Source organism: Coprococcus comes ATCC 27758 (assembly GCF_025149785.1).
In the GTDB taxonomy this organism is placed as follows: Bacteria; Bacillota; Clostridia; order Lachnospirales; family Lachnospiraceae; genus Allocoprococcus; species Allocoprococcus comes.
In genome coordinates, this window is record NZ_CP102277.1 from 63,156 (window position 1) to 85,352 (window position 22,197).

General features: G+C 40.7%; 25 protein-coding genes and 1 pseudogene. 23 read left to right on the forward strand and 3 right to left on the reverse strand.

Going from position 1 to position 22,197, the window contains the following annotated elements; genetic code table 11:
- The first annotated feature begins 5 nt into the window (after positions 1-5).
- From NQ556_RS00325 to NQ556_RS00390, 14 genes and pseudogenes are all read left to right on the forward strand, one after another.
- On the forward strand, positions 6-1,736 hold the full coding sequence (locus NQ556_RS00325) for a tyrosine-type recombinase/integrase (protein WP_055164289.1): 1,731 nt from the start codon (positions 6-8) through the stop codon (positions 1,734-1,736).
- Complete coding sequence (locus tag NQ556_RS00330) at positions 1,723-3,231, forward strand: tyrosine-type recombinase/integrase (protein WP_227337806.1); 1,509 nt, start codon at positions 1,723-1,725, stop codon at positions 3,229-3,231. The genes NQ556_RS00325 and NQ556_RS00330 overlap by 14 nt, the downstream gene beginning before the upstream one ends.
- Complete coding sequence (locus NQ556_RS00335) at positions 3,215-3,622, forward strand: DUF6262 family protein (RefSeq protein WP_008374214.1); 408 nt, start codon at positions 3,215-3,217, stop codon at positions 3,620-3,622. The genes NQ556_RS00330 and NQ556_RS00335 overlap by 17 nt, the downstream gene beginning before the upstream one ends.
- Positions 3,623-3,642: 20 nt before the next feature.
- On the forward strand, positions 3,643-4,023 hold the full coding sequence (locus NQ556_RS00340) for a TnpV protein (RefSeq protein WP_008374212.1): 381 nt from the start codon (positions 3,643-3,645) through the stop codon (positions 4,021-4,023).
- Between the two features lie 131 nt (positions 4,024-4,154).
- Entirely contained in the window at positions 4,155-4,451 is a 297-nt protein-coding gene (locus NQ556_RS00345) for a hypothetical protein (protein WP_015525616.1), read from the forward strand.
- A gap of 139 nt (positions 4,452-4,590) precedes the next feature.
- Positions 4,591-4,947 (forward strand): annotated as a pseudogene (locus NQ556_RS00350) (ATPase, T2SS/T4P/T4SS family); the annotation flags it as partial.
- A gap of 112 nt (positions 4,948-5,059) precedes the next feature.
- Positions 5,060-5,662, forward strand: a complete 603-nt coding sequence (locus NQ556_RS00355; protein WP_022220444.1) for a type II secretion system F family protein — start codon at positions 5,060-5,062, stop codon at positions 5,660-5,662.
- 116 nt (positions 5,663-5,778) lie between these two features.
- The gene (locus NQ556_RS00360) at positions 5,779-6,978 is read left to right on the forward strand and encodes a hypothetical protein (RefSeq protein WP_204575756.1); all 1,200 of its coding nucleotides are present in this window, start codon (positions 5,779-5,781) and stop codon (positions 6,976-6,978) included.
- Between the two features lie 11 nt (positions 6,979-6,989).
- A complete protein-coding gene (locus NQ556_RS00365; RefSeq protein ID WP_022220442.1) occupies positions 6,990-7,190 on the forward strand; it encodes a Flp1 family type IVb pilin in 201 nt (66 codons plus the stop codon).
- A gap of 37 nt (positions 7,191-7,227) precedes the next feature.
- A complete protein-coding gene (locus NQ556_RS00370) occupies positions 7,228-8,595 on the forward strand; it encodes a DUF5702 domain-containing protein (RefSeq protein WP_008374203.1) in 1,368 nt (455 codons plus the stop codon).
- A 32-nt stretch (positions 8,596-8,627) separates the two neighbouring features.
- Positions 8,628-9,536 (forward strand): hypothetical protein, encoded by a 909-nt coding sequence (locus NQ556_RS00375; RefSeq protein WP_008374202.1) that lies wholly within the window; start codon positions 8,628-8,630, stop codon positions 9,534-9,536.
- Positions 9,521-9,946, forward strand: coding sequence for a prepilin peptidase (locus NQ556_RS00380; protein WP_049938189.1), 426 nt, complete (start codon positions 9,521-9,523; stop codon positions 9,944-9,946). The genes NQ556_RS00375 and NQ556_RS00380 overlap by 16 nt, the downstream gene beginning before the upstream one ends.
- The gene (locus NQ556_RS00385) at positions 9,940-10,356 is read left to right on the forward strand and encodes a TadE family protein (RefSeq protein ID WP_008374200.1); all 417 of its coding nucleotides are present in this window, start codon (positions 9,940-9,942) and stop codon (positions 10,354-10,356) included. The genes NQ556_RS00380 and NQ556_RS00385 overlap by 7 nt, the downstream gene beginning before the upstream one ends.
- Positions 10,353-11,105, forward strand: coding sequence for a DUF6382 domain-containing protein (locus tag NQ556_RS00390; protein WP_008374199.1), 753 nt, complete (start codon positions 10,353-10,355; stop codon positions 11,103-11,105). Before NQ556_RS00385 ends, NQ556_RS00390 begins: the two co-directional genes overlap by 4 nt.
- A 94-nt stretch (positions 11,106-11,199) precedes the next feature.
- On the opposite strand, the gene NQ556_RS00395 is transcribed toward NQ556_RS00390, so the two are convergent.
- Positions 11,200-11,931: a two-component system sensor histidine kinase NtrB gene (locus tag NQ556_RS00395; RefSeq protein ID WP_022220439.1), complete on the reverse strand. Its 732-nt coding sequence runs from the start codon at positions 11,929-11,931 to the stop codon at positions 11,200-11,202.
- A 111-nt stretch (positions 11,932-12,042) separates the two neighbouring features.
- Between NQ556_RS00395 and NQ556_RS00400 the strand changes: the two genes are divergently transcribed.
- Both NQ556_RS00400 and NQ556_RS00405 read left to right on the forward strand, forming a co-directional pair.
- Positions 12,043-12,456 carry an HIT family protein gene (locus tag NQ556_RS00400; protein WP_008374196.1) on the forward strand — a complete coding sequence of 138 codons (414 nt, stop codon included), beginning with the start codon at positions 12,043-12,045 and terminating at the stop codon, positions 12,454-12,456.
- Between the two features lie 17 nt (positions 12,457-12,473).
- Positions 12,474-13,028 (forward strand): RNA polymerase sigma factor, encoded by a 555-nt coding sequence (locus tag NQ556_RS00405; protein WP_022220438.1) that lies wholly within the window; start codon positions 12,474-12,476, stop codon positions 13,026-13,028.
- A gap of 78 nt (positions 13,029-13,106) precedes the next feature.
- Here NQ556_RS00405 and NQ556_RS00410 read toward each other — a convergent pair whose 3' ends face one another.
- On the reverse strand, positions 13,107-14,174 hold the full coding sequence (locus NQ556_RS00410; protein ID WP_008374192.1) for an undecaprenyldiphospho-muramoylpentapeptide beta-N-acetylglucosaminyltransferase: 1,068 nt from the start codon (positions 14,172-14,174) through the stop codon (positions 13,107-13,109).
- Positions 14,175-14,317: 143 nt separating this feature from the next.
- Between NQ556_RS00410 and NQ556_RS00415 the strand changes: the two genes are divergently transcribed.
- Both NQ556_RS00415 and NQ556_RS00420 read left to right on the forward strand, forming a co-directional pair.
- Entirely contained in the window at positions 14,318-15,316 is a 999-nt protein-coding gene (locus NQ556_RS00415; protein ID WP_022220437.1) for a DUF4367 domain-containing protein, read from the forward strand.
- 58 nt (positions 15,317-15,374) lie between these two features.
- Positions 15,375-15,845, forward strand: a complete 471-nt coding sequence (locus NQ556_RS00420; RefSeq protein ID WP_022220436.1) for a DUF6147 family protein — start codon at positions 15,375-15,377, stop codon at positions 15,843-15,845.
- A 451-nt stretch (positions 15,846-16,296) separates the two neighbouring features.
- On the opposite strand, the gene NQ556_RS00425 is transcribed toward NQ556_RS00420, so the two are convergent.
- Complete coding sequence (locus NQ556_RS00425; protein ID WP_008374186.1) at positions 16,297-16,548, reverse strand: TIGR03905 family TSCPD domain-containing protein; 252 nt, start codon at positions 16,546-16,548, stop codon at positions 16,297-16,299.
- 190 nt (positions 16,549-16,738) lie between these two features.
- Here NQ556_RS00425 and NQ556_RS00430 point away from each other — a divergent pair, with 190 nt between their 5' ends.
- The 5 genes from NQ556_RS00430 to NQ556_RS00450 all read left to right on the forward strand — a co-directional run bounded on the left by NQ556_RS00430 (position 16,739) and on the right by NQ556_RS00450 (position 22,185).
- Positions 16,739-17,431 (forward strand): 5'-methylthioadenosine/adenosylhomocysteine nucleosidase, encoded by a 693-nt coding sequence (locus NQ556_RS00430; protein ID WP_008374185.1) that lies wholly within the window; start codon positions 16,739-16,741, stop codon positions 17,429-17,431.
- Positions 17,432-17,569: 138 nt separating this feature from the next.
- On the forward strand, positions 17,570-18,475 hold the full coding sequence (locus NQ556_RS00435; RefSeq protein ID WP_117824713.1) for a hypothetical protein: 906 nt from the start codon (positions 17,570-17,572) through the stop codon (positions 18,473-18,475).
- A 271-nt stretch (positions 18,476-18,746) separates the two neighbouring features.
- On the forward strand, positions 18,747-19,868 hold the full coding sequence (locus tag NQ556_RS00440; RefSeq protein WP_008374178.1) for an ABC transporter ATP-binding protein: 1,122 nt from the start codon (positions 18,747-18,749) through the stop codon (positions 19,866-19,868).
- The gene (locus NQ556_RS00445) at positions 19,852-20,718 is read left to right on the forward strand and encodes an ABC transporter permease (RefSeq protein WP_008374176.1); all 867 of its coding nucleotides are present in this window, start codon (positions 19,852-19,854) and stop codon (positions 20,716-20,718) included. Before NQ556_RS00440 ends, NQ556_RS00445 begins: the two co-directional genes overlap by 17 nt.
- 12 nt (positions 20,719-20,730) lie before the next feature.
- Entirely contained in the window at positions 20,731-22,185 is a 1,455-nt protein-coding gene (locus NQ556_RS00450; protein WP_022220434.1) for a Gldg family protein, read from the forward strand.
- The last annotated feature ends 12 nt before the right edge of the window (positions 22,186-22,197 follow it).

Genomic DNA, 22,197 nt, shown 5'->3' on the forward strand with positions numbered 1-22,197 from the left:
TTACCTTGGCAGTATTAAAAATTGTTCCGAAGTTATATCAGGAAAAAATACCTGAGAAATTAAAGGAAGAAATATCTTTAGTTACGACTGGAGAAGCAAAATACTATAACCGGTTATACAAATTTTTTCAGTATACAGATATACAGTGTACTGCAGATATTAACTATGAAACGAGAAAAATGTATATGGACTCTCTTGAAAAAGAGGATATTTCAGAAAAATATAAAGCGGAATTACTGAGCTTATTTGATCGTTTAAAAATAGAAAATATGCCGGATGTCTATTCACAAGGAAAGCCCTTCTCTGTAGAACAGGAGTTTTTTAAGCAAGACAAATTGTTTTTGCTGTATGTCCCCAATAAGAAGAAAGCACAATCTTTCCGTCAGGTGGTTGATAAGAATGATTTGTTATGGGACTTAACGAGGATACATTCATCACAGTTGGTGCGACAGACAAAAATATTGCTGTGTGAAATTCTGAATATGGATAAGGTACAAAGACATCGAAGATATTTTTTAGAACCATTAAAAGCACTTATACGGTTTTGCGATAAGTACGGAATAGATGATATTGAAGAAATGGAACAGGCAGACGAAAACAGATTTTATCTGTATTTAAACAAGGAGTCGGAAATTATAAAAAAACAGGCTTCTAAGATTGTTGAGTTTGCGAGAAGAACGTTATTTCTGACAGATTCAGAGACAAATTGGCGAGCGTGTATCTGGTATATGGATAGGTTTCAGTTTGATAAATCGAGAATCAATGCTAGTTCACCTGTTAAAAGCCTTTCATTTATTAATATTTACGAAAAAGAAAATCGTTGGTATTTACAATTATACGCAAAATATTTGGTCGGGATATCGGATCTGTCTTTATCAAATATCCGAAATACAATAAGTTTTATTTCACAATTTTTAAAATATCTGGATGGACAGAGTAAGAAAGTAACTGAACTGGAGATACAAGATATAGAGGGTTATGTGTCTGTTTTGGATAAGTCCGATATTAAGTATTCTACTTTTAACCGATATATCACACATATGCATACATTTCTACAGTTTTTGAAAATGAAAAATATTGAAGTGTTGAAGTTTTATCCGGAACGATTTTTAAAAAAAGGTTTTTCAGAACACAATGAAAGAAGTGTTCCAGAAAAAACAATTGCTCATCTGATTAAGGAGCTGCCGGCATTCCCAGAGCATTTACAGTTGATGTATTTGATTTTGTTTTGCACAGGAATTAGGAAAAGCGAGGTTTGTACAATAAAATCGGGAGCCTTTTATTCACAAGGCAATGAGAATTGGATGCGCATATATCAAAGCAAAATGCGGAGAGAAAAAGTCATTCCTGTTCCCAGTTTATTGGTTGGACTGGTGAATGATTATGAAAAAAAGTACGGAATAAAAAATGGGGAGTATTTATTCAAAAATAAAAAGGGTGGTGCATTTAATGGACAGACATTTTCAAATCAGATGATTCGGGAGTGTAAGGTTCGTGGGATTGCCTGCGGAGATTATATCTTTAGAGCACACGATTACAGACATAACCTTGCAACTTCAATGTACGGAAATGGGGTTTCTATACAAGGGGTACGAGATTATCTAGGACATTCAAGTGAGAATATGACAAAACAGTACATTGATTTCATGCCGGAACGTATTGTATCAGCTGAAGATAAATATTTCTCTAAAAATCAGTCATTTAAATTGAAAGGAGCAGAAGATGATGAAAGGTAATATTAATTTGATTTCGTATGACTGTTATCAACAAGCTACAGAAAAACAGTTGGCAGGACTGAAATGGAAGGAAAACAGGGTGTACTACATATCAGAGATTCATAATGAAAAGATGCAGGATGAGATTTATGGGTATATCGATGATAGATGTAGACGTTTGTCATTATCAACAGTAGTAAATGATATTTACAGATTTGATCTGTTGAAAGAATTTCTGAATGAGAAGTGTACAAGTTGTAGTAGCATCACTGATAAAAAATGGGAAGAACTGGAGAGAAGTTATAAAGCATTTTTATATAAAAAAGGATTGGCGCTGTATGTTAGAAGAAATAGACCGGATAGGCGGAATGTTGAGCAACAAAGTAGCGCTCAGATTTCTTTTCTGAAAATGTATTATGAGTATGTTGTGAAGTGTAAAACAGCAGATATTCCAGAAAATGAAAAAGATGTATGGGATATGAGAAAGTTGGATATTGTGCCAAGGAGTAATCCGATTCGTGGAAGATATAGATTAGATTTTCGTGAGATCAGGCAGAAAGAATTTAAAGAGATAATAAAGAAAATATTGTATAGCCACTGCCAGACAAAAGCAATGGGTAGTATAAAAGGTGAATTGCGTGGATTCCGTCGGTTTGCTAGTTTCATGTATGATCGATTCCCAGAAGTAAAGCACTTTACAGAAATTAGCAGGGATATGATAGAAGATTATCTGGTTTATATAAAAACGGATACTGGTCTTACATCAGTCAGTTACACGACAGAGCTGTCGGTTTTGGATAATCTGTTGGATGAAATAGGGCGTGAACTGGAAATAGGAAATATATGCAACCTTTTTCTGTCCAGTGATTGCAGAGCATATGACAACGCTTTACCAGAAGCGTATTCAGATGCAGAAATCAGAAGATTTAATTGTGCATTAACAAAATTAAAGCCCCAGTTAGGCAGATGTTTAATAATACATCAGATGCTCGGTACAAGAATAGAGGATACGTTGACTTTGCGAAGGGATTGCTTATCTGAGAAATCTGGACATTATTTTATAACTATTATCCAGCAGAAAACAAGGAAATATAAAAGACCAGTTAGCAATCAGCTGGCAGAATTGATTAGAAAAGCAATAGAAGTTTCAGAAAAGGAGCATCCAGATTCAGAATATATTTTTCTGCAAGATAATGGAAAATTGTATACAGATTCAATGCTGAAATATCATGTAAATATCATGATTTATGAAAATGATATCAGGGATGATAATGGAAATTATTTTGAGTTTCGTACACATCGTTTTAGACATACTTTTGGAGTAAAACTTACAGAAATGAAATTAGATGATGATAGCATTGCAAGGCTGTTGGGGCATAAGGATACACGAACCATACCACATTATCGGCGGTTAAGAAACGAAGCATTAGCGGAGGATACAAAGGCTGTACGAGATGAAATGAATGAATTATTAGCACAATACAGGAGGGAAAAGGAAAATGCAGAAACACGATAAAATGGTAGCACTGGCAAAAGAAAAAAGTGCGGAAATGACGGAAACAGCAATAACAGCTATTGAAACAATGTATAGAAAAAATATAAAAATTTCAGTTGCTGAACTTACAAAACTAACAGGACTTTCCAGAGGTTTTTTCTATAATAATCCGAATGTGAAACAGGTCATGATGGAATTGAAGGAAAAACAACAGGGAATGATATTGCGAAATCCTAAAAGTGATGCTATTGCAAAAGCACAGGAAGCACGGATTAAGAGTTTAGAACAGAAATTATCCGATAGTGTTCCGAAAAACGAATATGAAAGTCTTCAGAAAAAATATGAAGAATTACAGGTGAAATATAGTCAAATGAAAAAGGGAACACTGTTGAAGATGTACGACCAATTATAGGAAGAAAAGGAGAATATTTTATGCAGAACGAAATTTATGATGAGAAAAATGGACTTACTTATATGTTATGTGGTGATTATTATTTGCCAAAATTGGCACTTACAGATATCGAACCAACTTATGGGAAATATGGGATGCTTCGTAAAAGCTATTTACAGGAACACAGAAAGGCAAAATATCAAATATTGTTGTTACAAGGAAAACTTGTCGAGCATTTGAATCAGATTGATGCAGAAGCAAGGGATAGGGAAGAACAATTAGTAAAACAGATGATGGAGAAACAAGGAATTACAGAGAAATTAAAAAGGCAGGACAACATGGAATGGACAAGGAGGATGAATGCCATTTGTCATGATGCAGAAGAGATGATTTTGACGGAAATGATATATACAAAAGGATAATGAACTGCATTGGATAGCAAGAATTTTGCAGCCCGGATAGCAAAAAAGTGGAAGTCCGGATAGCAAAAAAAAGGAAGTCCGGATGGCAAGATTCTTGCTGTCCGGAAAGACAAAAAAGTGAGGGATTAAAAATGTTGGTTAAGTACATAATAAAAGTGTTTTTATATTTAATTCTTGCAGTAATGACATTGATTCGCTGGTTATTAAAAATTCCGATGATGTTGGGAAATATTTTGCTTTACTTTTTATCAATTATATTTATTCTGACAGGTGTTTTGAGTTATGGATTTGCATTGGAATCTGCAAGAGAATGTGGGCGAATGATAATAATTGGGATGGCATTTGGTGCAATACCAGACTTTGTCCCATTTTTGGGAAAAAGTTTAGAGACATTGGTTGCCAAACTGTTAAGTATGACAAATGAATGAGAAAGTCAATATGAAAGAGGGCTGTGAAAGGCTCTCTTTTCTTTTTGCAACTGTGGAATGGCAAGATAATAACGTTATATACAGTGTATATTAAGTGCAGATATTGTATTTCTGCATGATGGGAACATAGGGAGTCCATATAAAAAGTATTAATACAGGCCATGACGGATCGATCAGTACCGGTCATGCGAACAGTCCGGATGATATGATGAGCAGACTGTCTACAATGGTACTGATGGGGATTAAACTTCCGCTGGAAGCAGTTATGCGTCAGATCGCTTCCGGAATCGATATCCTGGTACATCTGGGACGCCTTCGGGACAAGAGCAGGAAAGTATTGGAAATCATGGAGGTATTGGGATATGAAAAAGGAGAAATCAGGCTTCAACCGTTATTTTCCTTTCAGGAGACGGGAAGTAAGGATGGAAAAATCCAGGGGGAGTGGGTGAAAAGGTCCACACTTACACGGACGGAAAAATTTATGGCGGCAGGGTATCAGCCGGAAGGAGTATGCCCTGGCAATAACGGAAAGTATTCTTCTGGTGTTCCTGATCGCCATGCTGTTCTATTCAAGACTGTGGATGATGGCAGTGCTTTTTCCTCTGGGAATGAAGTATTACGAAAGGATGATCCGTCAGGCGGAGGAAAAAGGGAAGAGATGTTTTGAAAGACAGTTCCAGGATGCGCTTCAATCACTGGAAGCGCAGCTGAATGTGGGATACTCTATGGAGAACGCGATCAAAGAGGTACAGAGAGACCTGCAGATCATGTATGACAGGCATACACTTATTGTACGGGAATTTACGTATATGGTAAGGCAGCTGAATCTGAACGTAACCGCGGAAGCTGCCTGGAAGGATTTTGCTGCAAGGGTAGCACTTCCGGAGGTGGATACATTTGTCACTGTATTTTCCCTGGCAAAGAGGAGCGGAGGCGACAGTATTCTGATCATTAAAAATGCGGTTAGACAACTTGGTGATAAAGCGGAAGTAAAAAGAGAAATTGATACCGTAATTGCAGCGAAAAAAATGGAATTTCAGATCATGTCAGTGATCCCTTTGGGAATTATTGGTTATATGCGTCTGAGCTTTCCGGAATTTATGGCGGGGTTATACGGGAATCTGCCAGGAGCGGTTTTTATGAGTATTTGTCTTGGAGCTTACATTGCTGCCTGGAGACTTGGATGCAAGATTGTGGAAATCGAGGTATAGAAATGTGGTTTTGTATCGGAATGTATTTCTTTCTCGGAGCTTGTGCATGGATGTATTTCAAGAAGAAATTACTTTTCAGAAAATGGGACAGGCTTCTCAGGCGGATATTTTTTTTGATGTTGGCGGTGACAAGTCTGGCATTTTTGTCGGAAATCGTGCAGAAGACAGGGACGGAAAACTCTGAAACCATGCAGATAAAGCGGAACGGGTACGGGGAAGGACAAAAAGAAGCGGCGCTTTCTATGCAGGTTGAAGGAGAAAAAAAGCAGGATATAGAAATTCGTGTGTCACCAAAGATTTACAGTGAAAAACGGCTGGAAAAGGAGTTTCAGAAAGCGAGGAAAGAGCTTGCAAAAGTGATTTCCGGGGAAAATAAGGATCTGTCGCATATAAAGACAGATCTGGATCTGGTAACAGCATTAGACGATTTTCCGTTTTCGGTTTCCTGGGAACTTAGCAGATATGATGTAATGGATTCGCTTGGGAGACTGGATCAGGAAAAAATCCGGGAAGAAGATCCGGAGAATCAGGGGATTGGGATGAATATTACCGGAGTTTTGCATTATGAAGATAAGGTATATCCGTGTGAGATGGATCTTGTTATTTTTGCAGGACAGGAGAAAACGCTTTCCACGAAAGAGCGGGTTCTGGAACTGGTAAGATTACAGGACAGTGCTACGAGGCAGAAAGCATATCTTACACTGCCACCCAGTCTGGACGGAAGAAAAATTGCCTGGACAGAGGAGAAAGATTCAAAAGTGATTCCGATTCTGATGCTCGGAATGGCGATAAGCATTCTGCTTGTCGGAAGAGAAATACAGAAAGAAAACAATCAGAAGAAGACGAGAAAAGAGCAGATGATGCTGGATTATCCGGAAATTATCACAGAGTTTACGATGCTGACCGGTGCCGGAATGACAGCAAAAAATGTGTGGAAAAGGATTGCGGAAGACTATGGGATCACCAGGGGAAAAACGGGAAGAAAAAGAGAAGCATATGAAGAAATCTGGAAAACCTGGCAGGAAATGAAAAGTGGGATTCCGGAGATGGAATGTTATGAAAGATTTGCAAGAAGATGTGATCTGATTCCGTATATGAAAATGGGAGCACTTCTTTCACAGAATCTGAAAAAGGGTGCAAAAGGAATTTCTGAAATGCTTCGTATGGAGGCAGTACAGGCACTGGAGGACAGAAAGAGCAGGGCGAGACAGCTGGGAGAAGAGGCAGGAACCAGACTTTTGATCCCAATGCTTTTGATGCTGATCATCGTGATTACGATCGTAGTTGTACCGGCATTTTTGTCGATCCAGATGTAGGAGGTGAGAGAATGAAGGCGGTAAAAAAGAAGCTGTGGACGGGATGGATCAGAATTCAGAAGATTCTGACGGAAAAAGACGGGATATCAACGGTAGAATTGATCCTTGTACTGGTCGTCATTATCGGTCTGGTTATCATTTTTAAGAAACAGCTTAATGAACTTGTAACTAAAATATTTGAAAAAATAACGAATGAAAGTTCAGGAATCTAAAATAAAAATTTTATTTCAGAAATGAGTGTGTACAGAGATGAAAAAAATGGTAAAGGGAGAGATTACTGTGTTTCTAAGCCTGGTCTTTCTTCTGCTTCTTACTCTGGTTGGGGCTTTGCTGGAAAGTGCCTCGATCCAGCTGGCAAAGAATGAGAGAAGAGCAGACGCAGGCAGGGCAGTGGAATCTGCGTTTGCAGAATATCAGAAAGATCTTCTGGAGCGATATGGTATTTTTGCAATAGAAGGCAGTTATGAATCCGGAACAATGTCTGAAGAAAATATTTTAAACCGACTGTCCTTTTACGGGGCAGAAAATATAGAAACAGAGATTGCGGCAATCCGTTATCTGACAGACCAGAATGGGAAAGAATTTCTGCGGCAGGCGGTTGAATACGAGAAAATGAAGACAGGAGCTGCGGCGATAGAGAATCTGACGGGAAAGGTATCCGAATGGAAGGAGCAGGAACTGAAAGCAAATGAATATGGGAAAGAGAATATAGAGACGAGTAAAGAACTTGACCAGATGCTGGAAAGTGAAAAAGAAGAACTTCCTGCAGAAAATAATCCATTGGCGGATATTGTGGATATACAGGCGCAAGCACTGTTAAATCTGGTCAGCCCAGAAGGATTTACGCTGTCATCGAAAGCTGTAAAGTCAGAAGAGACTGTATCGAACCGAAAGCTCAGGCAGGGATACGGAACTATGAAGGAAAAAGATAATGGAGCCGGAGATACCATTTTTTTCAATCTGTACCTTATAGATAAGTTTGGCAATGCTGCAAATAAGAAAAAGAATACGGTACTGGACTATGAGATGGAGTATTTGTTAGGAGGAAAGGCGAGCGACAAGGACAATCTGGAATATGTGATCGGGAGAATTCGAATCCTTCGATTTGCAGTGAATTATGGATATTTGCTGACCGATAAGGACATGCAAATGGAGGTGGATACCCTTGCAACGACACTGAGTGCGGTGTTTCTTTCACCGGAGATCGGACCTGTGATCAAGCATGCGCTGCTTCTTGCATGGGCTTATGGAGAAAGCCTTACGGATGTTAAAACGCTTCTGGCAGGGAAGAAGGTTCCGGCTGTAAAGAGTAAGGAAAGCTGGAATCTGACGCTGGATGGTCTGCTTGAGCTGGCAAAGAACAGAAGTATTCCGGAAGGAAAGGAGACAGAAGAGGGAAATTCTTATGAGCAGTATCTGCAAATGATGCTGGTTTTAAAATCAAAGGAAGAACTGTCGATGAGAGCATTGGATCTGGTGGAAATGAATCTGCGATCCGGAATGGAGAAAACGTTTTTCCGGGCAGATGCCTGCGTATCAGGAGCAGACTTTGACATGACAAGTTATCTGAGAAGAGGAATCCGGTATCAGTATCATATTTTATATCAATATCAGTAACAAAAAATGAAAATGTTAGGAGGTGGATACAGATGTCTTTTCTGAGGACAATCGAAATAATAAATAAAATTCCTTTGATGATGTATAGAAAAATATTGAATTACAAACACATATTTGATATTCGCAGAAAGGAGGAAGGATTTGATTTTCTACCTGATTTGATCGCCATATCTTGTGTCAAAGAAAAGGCATCTGTATCTGCCTCGGTAACAGTAGAAGCTGTACTTTGTGTTCCGCTGTTCCTATATGCGGCGGTGAGTTTGATCTGGATGCTGGAGCTCAGAAGCATCCAGTCTGCAGTAAGATGCGGACTGCAGAGTGCAGGAAAGCAGGTGGCAGAGAGTTTTGCAGAAATTCCGGTGCTGAACCCGATAAGTCTGCATGCAGATCTTGTAAATGCGGTCGGGAAAGAAAGAATGGATCGAAGTATGATTGTTGGCGGAAGCGGAGGAGTCAGCTGTAAAAGATCCTGGGCGATACCGGGAATGGGAGTGCTGGAACTGACGGCAGAATATGAAGTAGAATTGCCGGTACCTGTCTTTCATATTCCAGTACTGCATTATAAAGAAAAAATGAGGATGAAGACATGGACCGGTTATGTAAAGACCTACGAAGCAGGAATTGGAGATAATGAACTTGTATATGTGACAGAAACAGGGATCGTATATCACCGGAATTATCAGTGCACTTATCTGGAACCGTCCGTGCGCAGTGTTGCGAAAACACAATTAGGGGAACTGAGAAACAGCAGTGGAGGAATTTATCATTTGTGTGAACGGTGTGGATGGATGCCGGGAAATGATGGCAACTGCTATGTCACAGATTACGGGGATCGTTATCATACTTCATTATCATGCAGCGGACTGAAGAGAAAAGTTTATACAGTTCCGCTGTCAGAAGTAAAAGGAAAAGGAGCATGTTCAAAATGTGGTGGAAAATAGCAAAATTGGCAGGATTATTTTTTTTAGGATTCGGAGCAGCACAGGATATAAAATATCAGAAAATCTCGACAGAATATTTGCTCGCAGGAAGCTGTGCGGCGATTCTGTACCGTGCGTTATTTGGACGGATGCATTGGAGTGTATGGGTTGCCGGACTGGGATGTGGAATTGTATTTCTCATGATATCGAAATGGTCACAGGAGGGAATAGGGTACGGAGACAGCTGGATGATCCTGAATATGGGTATTTTTCTTGGGATCTGGAATCTGCTTGGAATGCTGATGCTTGCATTTCTTGTGGCTGCGATGGCAGCAGGAGCCGGTCTTTGGAGCGGAAAATGGAAACGGACGACAAGAATGTCATTTTATCCTTTTCTTCTGATCGGCTATCTGGGGACATTTATATGGTAAAGCTAAAAGGAAGTACAGTAGTTGAGATGGCGTATCTGATGCCGGTAGTATTGCTTTGTTGGATGGCAGTCATTTTCGCACTTTTTTATTACCATGATAAAAATATTATCGGTGGGGCGGCATATGAGACCGCGATTGTCGGAAGTGAAGAATGGCGATGGAAAAAGGAAATAGAAGATGGAAAAATGGAGCAGTATTTTCAGAAAAGAATTGAAAACAAACTGATATTTTTTGATACAGTATCGGTGGAAACTGTGGTAGTAAAAGATGAATTTGAAGTGACAGCAGGAGCGCAAAAGAGAAAAATGCGCGTATCTGTTAAACGCAGTGCGGCACTGACCGTGCCAGAGGAAAAAATACGCAGGAAAAAAGTATTGCAGGAGATTGTAGAAAGGGACCAGGAGGAATGAGAGAAGAGTACGAAAGAGATTTACATCATGCCTGGATGATTCTGGAAACAGATGAGCTATATAAAGAAGATTATCAGATGCGGATGCTGATGGAAAATGCGATTCCCGGACTTTTGTCGGTAAGAGGGCAGGGAAAAGATGATAAAAGCCAGTACCGCTATGAGATCAGTGGGAAGATATCCGTGAAGGCAAAGGGAGAAAAAGAGCACTGGAAATTTGCAGATCTGGAAAATTTTATGAGACAGTTTATCCAGGTGCTTTATGCAGTGAAGAATTATCTGCTGGACGTGAACTGTCTGAGCCTGGATCCGGGACATATTTATGTATCGGATGAAATCTATTACTTTTGTTATTGTCCGGGACTGGAAGGTAATATTCTGGAAAAGTTTCATGAGCTTACAGAGTATTTTGTCAGGGAGACAGATTATGAACAGAAAGAGGCAGTCTATCTGGCATATGAATTACATAAGGCTTCAATGGAAGAAAATTATAATATTGAGTATGCGCTGGAGCGGATATTGGAGAAAAAGGAGAATGAAATGGAGAGTATACAGCCGGAGAAAAAAGCAGGATATGATTTGCAGGAGGAATTGATACTGGATGACTGGATTGCAGAACAGGAAATGAAAGGGCAGGTTGTAAAGGACAGGCAGAGCGTCTGGGGATTTCTGAATCAGCGCCTTCAGAAACGTAGAAAAAAACGGGAATCCCAATGGGATGAGATAATGGCGGATGATTCAGAGGAATAAGTAAGATAGGACATGTTTTTCTTTTTACTACATTTTCCAGTTTATGGAAAGAAGTACTTGTAAAACAATTACGTGTTTTTTATAATAAAAATGATTATGTAATTGGTAACAAAAGCAAAAAAGAAGTGCCTTTTCCACAGGAGGAAGTAACTGTTACTGTTCCGGCGTGAGCTGTGATTGTCCGGCTGACAATGGCAAGACCAAGACCGGTACCGTTTGGTTTGTAAGTGACAAAAGGATCAAAAATCGTATCGAGATATTCCGGTGAGATTCCACATCCGGTATCAGATATGGTAATCTGAAGCATTTGATCTTTGAGGACTGCTTCCAGACGGATTGAACCGGCAGACGAAATGGCTTCACGGGCGTTTCTTAAAAGGTTGAGAATCGCTTCATGCAGCTTTAATCTGTCGGCCGTCAGAGATGGAAGATCAGGGGCTATCAGAGAAGAGAATTCAATGTCGGTATCTACGCAGGAGGCAGCAAAGGACAGGCAGATCTGTCCCAAAAACTCCTGTGCAGAAAACGTGCTCAGATGCAGATGTTCACTGTTATTATAGGCAGACAGCTCCTGCAGCAGAGAGATTGTGTATTCGATGTCTTCGCGAAGCTCTGACCAGTGGCTGAAATCTCTGGTTTCAGGGTGACTGGACTCTATGAGCTGAAAGGTACTGTAGATCAGCGTCAGTGGATTGCGAACTTCATGACTGATCTTGCTGATTGTATATTGCTGTGAATCCAGGAGTTTCTGAAGTAATTCACGAATTTTCGGACTGGAATTCATAAGCTGATGTAACTTTTCATAATCATTTGCAGTAAATGGCATGGTAACGACCATCCTTTCCATGATATAAAGTAGTTGTAGTTTATCATTGAAAGTCTGGTTCGTAAACAAATTCGAGATTAATCGAAGAAAATGTAGAAAGAAGGAAAAAACATGAGGGATGAGAACTGTATTTTTTGTAAAATCGCAAATGGAGAAATTCCATCTGCAACCATATATGAGGATGATGATTTCAGAGTAATTCTGGATCTTGGACCGGCGACAAAGGGACATGCACTGATCCTGCCAAAAGAACATGCGGCAGATATTTATTCTATTGATGAAGAACTGGCAGGAAAAGCATTTAAGCTTGCAAAGAAGATCACAACAAGATTAAAAGATGTACTTGGATGTGACGGATATAATATCGTACAGAATAACGGGGAAGTGGCCGGTCAGACCGTATTCCATTTCCATATGCATCTGATTCCGAGATATAAAAATGACAAGAGCGGATTCGGCTGGAAACCGGGTAAACTTACAGATGAAGATCGGGATGAAATCCTGGAAAAACTGAAAGAAAAATAAAATAGTGAGGTACTGGAGTGAGTTTTCAGAATAAGAATAAAAAGGAATTCGAGAACGTGTACCATAAAAATAAGTTCAACGTTTATCGGATAGCAATGGATTATTCTGGCAGTCACAAAGAGTCAGCGGAAGAGATATTCCAGGAGGTTTTTCTAAAACTATATACACACTTTGATACAGTGGATGAAGAATACATGGCAGCATGGCTGGTAACAACAACGAAAAATACAGCTATCAATTATATGAAGAAGCGGGCAAGAGAATGTCCGAAGGCAGATATTGAGCTGTTTTCGGATCTGTACTCGAAGGAATATGCGGAAAGTGCAGAGGAGCATGTATTCCACAAAATTTTACAAAAAGAAAAAGTGGGTTATGGATGGACGATTCTGGATGCATTGTACGAAGAAAATGAAAACTGGTACGAAGCAATTACCATGGTTTACTGTCTGGAGAGAAAACAAAAAGATGTGGCTGAATCTATGGGGATCAGTATCCAAGCACTGACGGGTGTACTGTACAGAGCAAGAAAATGGGTAAAGATACATTACAATTCTGATGATTACACAAAATAGCACCGATGGATATGTAAAGAAAACAGGTGTCGTTCCGGCACCTGTTTTTGAACAATGTAAATAACTGTTGTTAAAAAATTATTTGGAAGTAGCATCTTCGATCAGACCGATAATTGTCTTGATCGGATCCTGCTGAGAAGACTGATTCATTGCATTTATGAAGTCTTCACGGGAATCATAAAGCTTGTGGACAGCTGCGAGAAGCTTTTCATCTGTAAGCTCTTCTTCTTCCATAACCATACTGAATCCCTGACGTTCAAAAGAACGGGCATTCAGAATCTGGTCACCACGGCTTGCGTTAGCTGAAAGTGGAATCAGAAGATTTGGTTTGCGAAGAGCAAGCAATTCGCAGATTGCATTTGCACCTGCTCTTGAGATTACAACATCGGCAAGGGCGAAGAGATCTTTCAGTTCATCCTGAATATATTCAAATTGAACATAGCCATTCAGACCGGTGAGCTTTTCATCGAGCTTGCCTTTACCACAGAGATGAACAACTTGGAAATCTTTTAACAGTTCAGGAAGAATCTTGCGTACTGCATTATTGACTGCGACTGCGCCAAGACTTCCTCCGACGATCAGGATAACTGGTTTTACTTCCTTGAAACCACAGAAAGCGCGGGCTTTTTCTTTATCTCCGGTGAAAAGCTCCTGACGGATAGGGGATCCGGTAAGGACAGCTTTATCTTGAGGAAGGGAACTTAAAGTTTCCGGGAAGTTACAGCATACTTTTGCAGCTGAAGGAATGGAAAGCTTATTAGCCAGTCCCGGAGTCATATCCGATTCGTGAATGATAACAGGAACATGGTTCTTCTTTCCGGCAATAACAACAGGAACACTTACAAATCCACCTTTTGAAAAAATTACATCCGGTTTTAACTGCTTGATCAGGCGGTTGGCTTCACTGAAGCCTTTCAGGACGCGGAACGGATCCGTAAAGTTCTGAAGGCTGAAATACCGGCGGAGCTTACCGGAAGAGATACCATGATATGGAATCCCCTGCTGTTCAACCAGTTGCTTTTCCATACCGTTGTAAGAACCGATGTAATGTATGTCATACTGCAGTTCCCGAAGACGGGGAAGCAGTGCAATATTAGGTGTAACATGTCCGGCAGTACCTCCGCCGGTCAGAATGATGCGTTTCATAATAAAAATCCTCCCATTGATGGTGCGAATTAAGATTCGCAGTTGATACAGGCAGAGAGACTGCCCTGATATCATAATATTAAACAGGTGAAGGAAAAAGGTCAAGTTAAAGGGAAAAGAAATCCAAAAGAATGAGGTTTAAAATGGAAAAACATGAAGATAATCTGGATAAGCTTTTAAAAGCTGAACTGGAAAAAGAAGCCGGGGAAATCATGGAAGAAATGGACTCGGACGAATCACTGCAGGACATTTCCTTTCCAGAAGACCTGGATGAAAAGATGTGGAGTAAAATCCAAGAATATGAAGAACAGCAGAAAGCATATGAAAAACTGTCAGATGCCGACAAGGAGGCAATCCGTCTCGGACGAGAGGTTCAGGCACTTCGCGGCGGGGAGAATACGAAGGATCATCTTAAGAAAGATGTGGAGAGTGACAGTTATATAGATAATGTTGTGCCAATTGAGCATGTAAAGCATGAAACAGACAATAAAGCAAGTGACGATGGTACGAACGGAGAGACCGAGAAGAAAGCCGGGAAGAAGAAAGTTAAGAAGAGAAAACGGCACTGGAAGGTATATGGAATCGTGGCGATTGTGACTGTGCTTGCTATGATGTGGAGTATGGTGAGTATTGGTGGGACGCCGTTCTTTGGCAGGGTGTTGAATGATATTATTGGTGATAGAGAAATGGTTAAGGTTAATACGGAAAGGGAGGATGGAGATAAGAATAAGATTGACAATTATGATGAAGAAAGTGTGTATGAAGAAATTAAAGATAAATTTGGAATGGATGTTGTTCGATTTAGGAGAAAGTCGGATGGAATGACATTAATTCAAAGTGATATTGATGAAGCATTGAAAAGAGTTTGTTTAATTTATAGTAATGAAGAAACTATAATGGAATATCAAATGATTTTTAATTATAAAGAACAATCACATGGATATGATGTAGAAGATAAAAAAATTAAAGAAGAGCAGATGATAGTAGATGGGAATAAAATTAACATTATTCAGTATGAATTATCGGATGGAAGTAAAGAGAATATAGCACAATTTGAGTATAAAGATGTTTTTTACATTTTAAATACAACTATGGAAGAAGAAGAATTCAAAAAAATTTTAAAAAATTTATATTTTTTCTAAAAATGGCGTGAGATTTTTTGTGCTCGATTGTTAATATAGTGTAGAGAGGAGGCGAAAGGTGAAAAAGAGCAAAATTTTATCACTGATTATGACAATGATTATGGTTTGTACATTGTTTATCAGTACACGAGGAATTGCAAAGGCATCCGATGCGCCGGAGTGTGTTGATGGTTCCTACTTAACGAATGAAGATTCTTCAGAGGTAACGGTAGGACCAATGAGCAGAGGTGTGTATTTAAAAAGTGGCTCATCAACAATTACAAAAGCCGGACCTGGTAAAATTGCTGCAGGAGGAAACACAGTAGGGCAGAAAGTTGTTTCCAAGATTACAGTGGATGTAACAGTGGAACGGTATGTGAATGGAAAATGGGGCTACTATACTTCATGGATTGAAACAAATTATAATTCTGTCTATGTAAGTACAAGTAAAACATTATCCGTACCAACTGGATATTATTATCGAGTATGCTGTGTGCATTACGCAAATTCAGACGTAAGTGGCTCGTACACAGACGGCATTTACATCTAAAAATCACAAACCAAACATCCCAACCCCTTACCCACTCTAACCCACCCCGCACCACCAAACCAAAAATATTTTTTATAAAATATTCATACGACTATCAACCGGTGCGGCAGTTAGCGAAAGTAAGGACAAGGGAACAATATGAGGGAGGGAGATGGAAGATTCCTTTTAACACCTGTCTGAATTGCAGGTTGATAAAGTTCAACATCTCCGGTCTTGCAGACTGACAAGAGGGCGAACAGGACTGTAAAGACCACAACTAATAAACGTATTTTCTGATTGGACAGAAAGCATATGACCAAATAATACAACTCGGTCGCGAAGTATGTGAGTATGGAACATCAGAGCAAGCAAGAAGCCTAACTAATGTTAAACTGAATTAGACCAAAACAAGCAGGTCGGGATAATTCCTGACCTGCTTGTTTTGACGCAAAATTGCGAAAAAATTATTTGATTACTGGTTATTGCTTAAATATTCTTTTAAAGCAAGTGAAAGCTGATCCGGGCAGGATGTTGCTTTGTATCCACATTTGATACCTTCGATACGTGAAATTGCTTCGTGAATATCCATTCCTTCAACGAGGCGCCCGATGCCCTGTAAGTTACCGTTACATCCGCCTGTGAACTCAACATTATGAATACGTCCAGCTTCATCTACTTCTAAGTGAATATTCTTAGAACAGACGCCGTGTGGTGTAAATTCCATGAGTATAGTCCTCCTTTATATTTATACTATTATTGTGCCTTATAAAATTGCTTCAATGATTATAACACAGCCTTATAAGAAAATGCTAGTGCATATTATAAGAAATCTGATATAATAGCTATTGTAATTTTGAAGGGAAATCTATAGATATAGATAAAAACAATATGTAGGAAAAACGGAGGATTTTCAAATGATAGGAATTATCGGAGCAATGGATGAAGAGGTTGCAATCTTAAAGGAATCGATGGAAGTTCAGGATACGATGGAACGTGCCGGAATGACTTTTGTCAAAGGTATTATGAGTGGCAAGGAAGTTGTAGTTGTAAGAAGTGGTATCGGAAAAGTCAACATGGGAATCTGCGCACAGATTCTGATTGACTGTTTTGGTGTGGATACGCTGATCAATACAGGTGTGGCAGGTTCTCTGGATGCAGATATCAACATCGGGGATATCGTGATTTCTACAGATGCAGTTCAGCACGACATGGATGTAAGTATGCTTGGCGATCCGGTAGGACAGATTCCGAGAATGGATACCTTTTCTTTCCCGGCAGATGAGAAGCTTGTGAAGCTGGCAGTGGAAGTAAACAAAGAAGTGAATCCGGACATTCAGACATTTACCGGAAGAGTGCTCAGCGGAGATCAGTTTATTTCCGGCAAGGAAAAGAAGGAATATCTGGTAAAGACATTTGATGGAAAGTGTGCGGAGATGGAAGGCGCAGCAATGGCGCAGACCGCATATCTGAATAAAGTTTCGTATGTCATTATTCGTGCAATTTCGGACAAAGCTGACAACAGTGCAACGATGGATTATCCGGAGTTTGTGAAGATGGCAATCACCCATTATGTAGGGCTTGTCAAAGGTCTTGTAGAAAGAATGTAATGCGTAAGGCAGCAAAGTAAAACAGAAAAGCAGCGTCATTTTCCAGACAGGATGTCGGATTGTGGCGAACGATTAGGGAATCCAAATTCGGAGGTTTACGGTATAATGACGGTAAATCTAAGAAGGAGGATTCTTTTTATGTTGGAAATGTTCGTGGTGAGAGAAACGGTATTTTTTCTGACGGGAGTGATGATCGGGATCGGCGCGATTGCAAGACTGATTACCGGGATTTCACTGAAAAAGCTGGTAAGAGCAGCAAGTAACATGAGTAAAAGCAATCATCCGCTGATGCGGCTTGTAAGGGCAAAATTTGAGCATGGGTGTATGGTGAGTGATAAAGTACAGAATGTTGGTGCATTTGTAGAGAAATATTTGTATGAATACCGGGTGCTTGGCGTGAGGCTGCATACCTGGAGGCAGTGGGCGAAGGGGAGCATCTGGCTCTGCCTTATCTTTGGAGCCACAGGAACAGCGCTTGCTTATGCAGCGGGGGAGAGGGAACAGGGACTTTACAGATATGGTATTTTGGGCGGTATGGGAGCTTTGGCGCTCTTTCTACTCCGGATGCTTGCGGATGATGCCTATCAGCTGGAGGCAGCGAAAACCTATATGGTAGATTTTCTGGAAAATACATATGCTCATCGCTATGAGAAGACCAATCAGAAAGAAATCCAGGTTACGGTTCAGAGAGCGGATGAGATTCCGGAGAAAATGGATGCAGAGGAAAATGAAGCGGCGCATTCTGGTCAGGTGCAAAGACCATTTTCAGAAGAAACCGTGCCAGCAAGCGCAGCTACGGTAAATGCGGTTTCTGCGAACGAAAAACGGTATACAGAAGATGGACAAATGCAGCAGACCGTGCAGACAGTAGCAAAAGTGGGACAGGCGAATGCAAATCAGGCTGATGAAATGCGGACGCAGCAGCCGGGAGCACGGATGGAAGATACAGCCGGTTCCAGATTTAAGCAGGAAGATACCGGCGAAAAGCTGGAGCCGACAAAAGAGGCAAGAATCCGGGAAATTCTGGAAGAATTCCTTGCCTGACTGGTGTGGATAATCGCAAGTTAAGTGAAATCTGCCCAGTATATAAAAAAGTCTTTTTCGGGTAAAAAATGATTTGAAAATATAAAATACCGATATGTGGAAAAGCTGATTCCAGATATCGGTATTTCTATTATTATTGGGTAGGTGGTACACTTTTGCAGTTCACCGTTTTACAGAAAAAACACAGAATGAACACAGATTGCCCCTAGAAGTTTCACAAATCATCCGTATAATTGAAAAGCATGAAATTTTGTAGTCAGGAGGAACAATATTGATTGAGGTAAAAAATCTTGTAAAGAAATACGGCTCACATCTGGCTGTAGATCATTTGAATTTTACTGTAGATACCGGGCAGATCTATGGATTTTTAGGACCGAACGGTGCCGGAAAGTCCACAACGATGAATATTATGACCGGCTATCTTGGCGCCACAGAAGGTGAAGTGCTGATCAACGGGCACAATATACTGGAGGAACCGGAGGCAGCAAAAAAATGTATTGGTTATCTGCCTGAGATGCCACCGCTTTACACGGATATGAAGGTGAATGAATACCTGAGGTTCGTAGCGGAATTGAAGAAGATCCCAAAACCGGAACGGCAGGAGCAGATTGAGAAGGTCATGCTGATGGTGAAGATCATGGATGTACAGGACCGGCTGATCAAGAACCTGTCCAAAGGTTATAAGCAGAGAGTCGGACTTGCGCAGGCAATCCTTGGATTCCCGGAGATCATCATTCTGGATGAACCGACGGTCGGACTGGATCCGAAGCAGATCATTGAAATCCGTGAACTGATCCGCGAGCTGGCAAAAGAGCATACCGTGATCCTGAGCTCGCACATTCTGGCAGAGATCCAGGAAGTCTGTGATTATATTATGATTATTTCTAAAGGGAAACTGGTGGCAAGTGATACACCGGAGAATTTGGAAAAGCTTCTGACGAATCAGCAGACTGTGGAAATCCTGGCAAAGGGAAATGAAGATACGGTACGGAAAGTCATCGGCACAATCGGTAATGTGCAGAAGGCATCCGTGGAACACGGAAAAGAAGAAGGAACGGTAAAAGCGAGTTTGTTCCCGAAGGATGGAAAGGATATCAGGGAAACAGTATTTATGGCATTTGCACAGGAGGGCTGCCCGTTACTTATGTTGTATCACAGCCGTACGACGTTGGAGGATGTCTTTCTGGAGCTGACGCAGGGAAGCACACCTGCAGCAGCAAAAGCGATGAAGGACGGCGAAAAGAAAGGCCGGATGGTAAAGCGGCGCAAGAAAAATGCGCAGGAAGAGGCAGAAGAGAACAAGCTGACTGAGATGGATGAAGAGCCGGAAGAAAATGCCGTTCCGACAAGTGAGGATGAAAAGGAGGATCTCGAAAATGACAGCAATTTATAAACGAGAATTAAAATCCTATTTTCAATCAATGACAGGCTATGTCCTGATCGCCTTCCTTGTGATCTTCACGGGAATCTATTTTATGGCGTACAACTTAAATTCGGGATATCCCTATTTTTCATATGTTCTGATGAATATCAACTACGTGTTGATCATCATTATCCCGATGCTCACCATGCGTTCCTTTGCGGAGGAACGGAAGAACAAGACAGACCAGCTTCTGCTTGCCGCACCGGTAAAATTATTTGATATCGTGATGGGGAAATACCTTGCGATGGTGACGGTATTTGCGGTACCGTGTCTGATTTTTTGTATTTTCCCAATTATCATTAAGAGCTTTGGAACGGCGTATCTGAAGGTGGATTATCTGTCGATTCTGATGTTCTTCCTGCTCGGATGCGTGTATCTGGCAATCGGAATGTTTCTTTCATCACTCACAGAAAGCCAGATCATTGCGGCAGTAACAACCTTTGGCGTTTTGCTTCTGATCTATCTCTGGGGAGGACTGATCAATTTCCTCCCGACATCAGCTACAAGCGGCATGATCGGTATTGTGGTATTCGTTACCATTGTGGCGCTGATCATTTACCGGATGACGGGAAACTGGATGATCGCAGGAATTATCGAAGCAATCGGAGTTGTTGCGGTTGTGATCGTAAGCTTTGTAAAATCTTCATTATTTGAAAATATTTTGGTCAACATCATGAAGAAGCTGTATCTTGCAGATGTATTTGACAACGTAGCATATAACAAGCTTTTCGATGTGAGTGGGCTGATCCTGTATCTGAGTGTGGCAGGTGTATTTATCTTCCTGACCATGCAGTCCATTCAGAAAAGACGTTGGAGTTAGGAGGGAGAAGACATGGAAAAAATCAAAAAAATGTTCAGCAGCAAGTCTTCCCGGAACGGAACTTACAGCGTAGGGCTTGCAGTGATCGTGATTGCAATTGCGATCGTGATCAATCTGGTGGCAGGACAGCTTCCGGAAAAAGTAAGAAATATTGATATCAGCAGCAACAATCTGTACGATATCAGCAGCGTGTCCACAAAAATGCTGAAGAAGCTGGATAAAAAAGTAGATTTGAAAGTGATCGCAGAACAGGATTCTGTGGATACCAGGATCAAGACTTTTGTGAAAAAATATGCGGCGCTTTCCGGCAAAGTAAAAGTGGAATGGGTGGACAGCGTACTGCATCCGTCCGTTCTTCAGAAATATAATACCGATGGGAATGTAATCGTTGTGTCCTGTGATGCAACCGGAAAGTCTACAACGATTTCATTTTCAGATATTATCCAGTCCGATTATTACTCTTATTATACGACCGGAAGTGCCAGTGAAAGTTCTTTCGACGGAGAAGGACAGCTTACCAGTGCGATCAATTATGTAACCAGCGAGGAAACAAGCAAGATTTACCGGACCAGTGGTCACGGAGAAGCGACATTTTCAAGTTCGGTAAGTGATCTGCTTACTAAGAATAATCTGGAGACGGAAGAAATCAACCTGAGTATGAGTCCGGAAATCCCGGATGACTGTGACCTGTTGTTCCTCTATGCACCGACATCGGATATTACAGATGATGAAAAGACAATTATTGAGAAATATCTGAGTGACGGCGGAAAGGTTTATCTGATCCTTGGAGATACGACTTCAGACACACCAAATCTGGACGGAATTATGTCGGATTATGGATTGAAAAAAGTCAGCGGTTATATTGCAGATACCCAGAGATGCTACCAGGGAAATTATTATGCAATCTTCCCACAGCTTTCTCTGAGTGGTGACCTGGGAAGCGGCATCAGCAATCAGATGGTACTTCTGCTGAATTCACCTGGTATGGAGAAAACAGATACGGATAATGATAATCTGACGGTTACTCCATTTATGCAGACATCAGACAGTGGATATGCAGTGACAGAAAATGACCAGACACAGGGACAGTATATCCTGGGAGCCGTTTCTACCAATGCGATTTCTGCGGATTCTTCAGATTCGGACAGCGAGGATGAAGACGATAAGAGTGATGCAACGGATACAGACACAAAGACAGCAAGACTTACGGTGCTTGCTTCTGCATCTATGATCAGCTCGGATATCACAGATCAGCTGACGACACTGGATAACCTGACTTTGTTTGTAAATTCAGTGACAGAGAATTTTGATAATGTAAACAATGTTGCGATTGAAGCGAAGAGTCTTTCGACTGAGACCAACACACCGATGCATGCAGGTGCATTCAGCATCCTTGTGATCTTTATTATTCCGCTTGCAATTCTGATCCTTGGATTTGTGATCTGGATGAGAAGACGGAAAGCGTAAGAGGCAGGAGGA

Coding starts and splice junctions, on each gene's coding strand:
- NQ556_RS00330 (WP_227337806.1), top strand. CDS start 1,723: ATGATGAAAGGTAATATTAATTTGATTTCGTATGACTGTTATCAACAA.
- NQ556_RS00335 (WP_008374214.1), top strand. CDS start 3,215: ATGCAGAAACACGATAAAATGGTAGCACTGGCAAAAGAAAAAAGTGCG.
- NQ556_RS00340 (WP_008374212.1), top strand. CDS start 3,643: ATGCAGAACGAAATTTATGATGAGAAAAATGGACTTACTTATATGTTA.
- NQ556_RS00345 (WP_015525616.1), top strand. CDS start 4,155: ATGTTGGTTAAGTACATAATAAAAGTGTTTTTATATTTAATTCTTGCA.
- NQ556_RS00355 (WP_022220444.1), top strand. CDS start 5,060: ATGAAGTATTACGAAAGGATGATCCGTCAGGCGGAGGAAAAAGGGAAG.
- NQ556_RS00360 (WP_204575756.1), top strand. CDS start 5,779: ATGTTGGCGGTGACAAGTCTGGCATTTTTGTCGGAAATCGTGCAGAAG.
- NQ556_RS00365 (WP_022220442.1), top strand. CDS start 6,990: ATGAAGGCGGTAAAAAAGAAGCTGTGGACGGGATGGATCAGAATTCAG.
- NQ556_RS00370 (WP_008374203.1), top strand. CDS start 7,228: ATGAAAAAAATGGTAAAGGGAGAGATTACTGTGTTTCTAAGCCTGGTC.
- NQ556_RS00375 (WP_008374202.1), top strand. CDS start 8,628: ATGTCTTTTCTGAGGACAATCGAAATAATAAATAAAATTCCTTTGATG.
- NQ556_RS00380 (WP_049938189.1), top strand. CDS start 9,521: ATGTGGTGGAAAATAGCAAAATTGGCAGGATTATTTTTTTTAGGATTC.
- NQ556_RS00385 (WP_008374200.1), top strand. CDS start 9,940: ATGGTAAAGCTAAAAGGAAGTACAGTAGTTGAGATGGCGTATCTGATG.
- NQ556_RS00390 (WP_008374199.1), top strand. CDS start 10,353: ATGAGAGAAGAGTACGAAAGAGATTTACATCATGCCTGGATGATTCTG.
- NQ556_RS00395 (WP_022220439.1), bottom strand. CDS start 11,931: ATGCCATTTACTGCAAATGATTATGAAAAGTTACATCAGCTTATGAAT.
- NQ556_RS00400 (WP_008374196.1), top strand. CDS start 12,043: ATGAGGGATGAGAACTGTATTTTTTGTAAAATCGCAAATGGAGAAATT.
- NQ556_RS00410 (WP_008374192.1), bottom strand. CDS start 14,174: ATGAAACGCATCATTCTGACCGGCGGAGGTACTGCCGGACATGTTACA.
- NQ556_RS00415 (WP_022220437.1), top strand. CDS start 14,318: ATGGAAAAACATGAAGATAATCTGGATAAGCTTTTAAAAGCTGAACTG.
- NQ556_RS00425 (WP_008374186.1), bottom strand. CDS start 16,548: ATGGAATTTACACCACACGGCGTCTGTTCTAAGAATATTCACTTAGAA.
- NQ556_RS00430 (WP_008374185.1), top strand. CDS start 16,739: ATGATAGGAATTATCGGAGCAATGGATGAAGAGGTTGCAATCTTAAAG.
- NQ556_RS00435 (WP_117824713.1), top strand. CDS start 17,570: ATGTTGGAAATGTTCGTGGTGAGAGAAACGGTATTTTTTCTGACGGGA.
- NQ556_RS00445 (WP_008374176.1), top strand. CDS start 19,852: ATGACAGCAATTTATAAACGAGAATTAAAATCCTATTTTCAATCAATG.
- NQ556_RS00450 (WP_022220434.1), top strand. CDS start 20,731: ATGGAAAAAATCAAAAAAATGTTCAGCAGCAAGTCTTCCCGGAACGGA.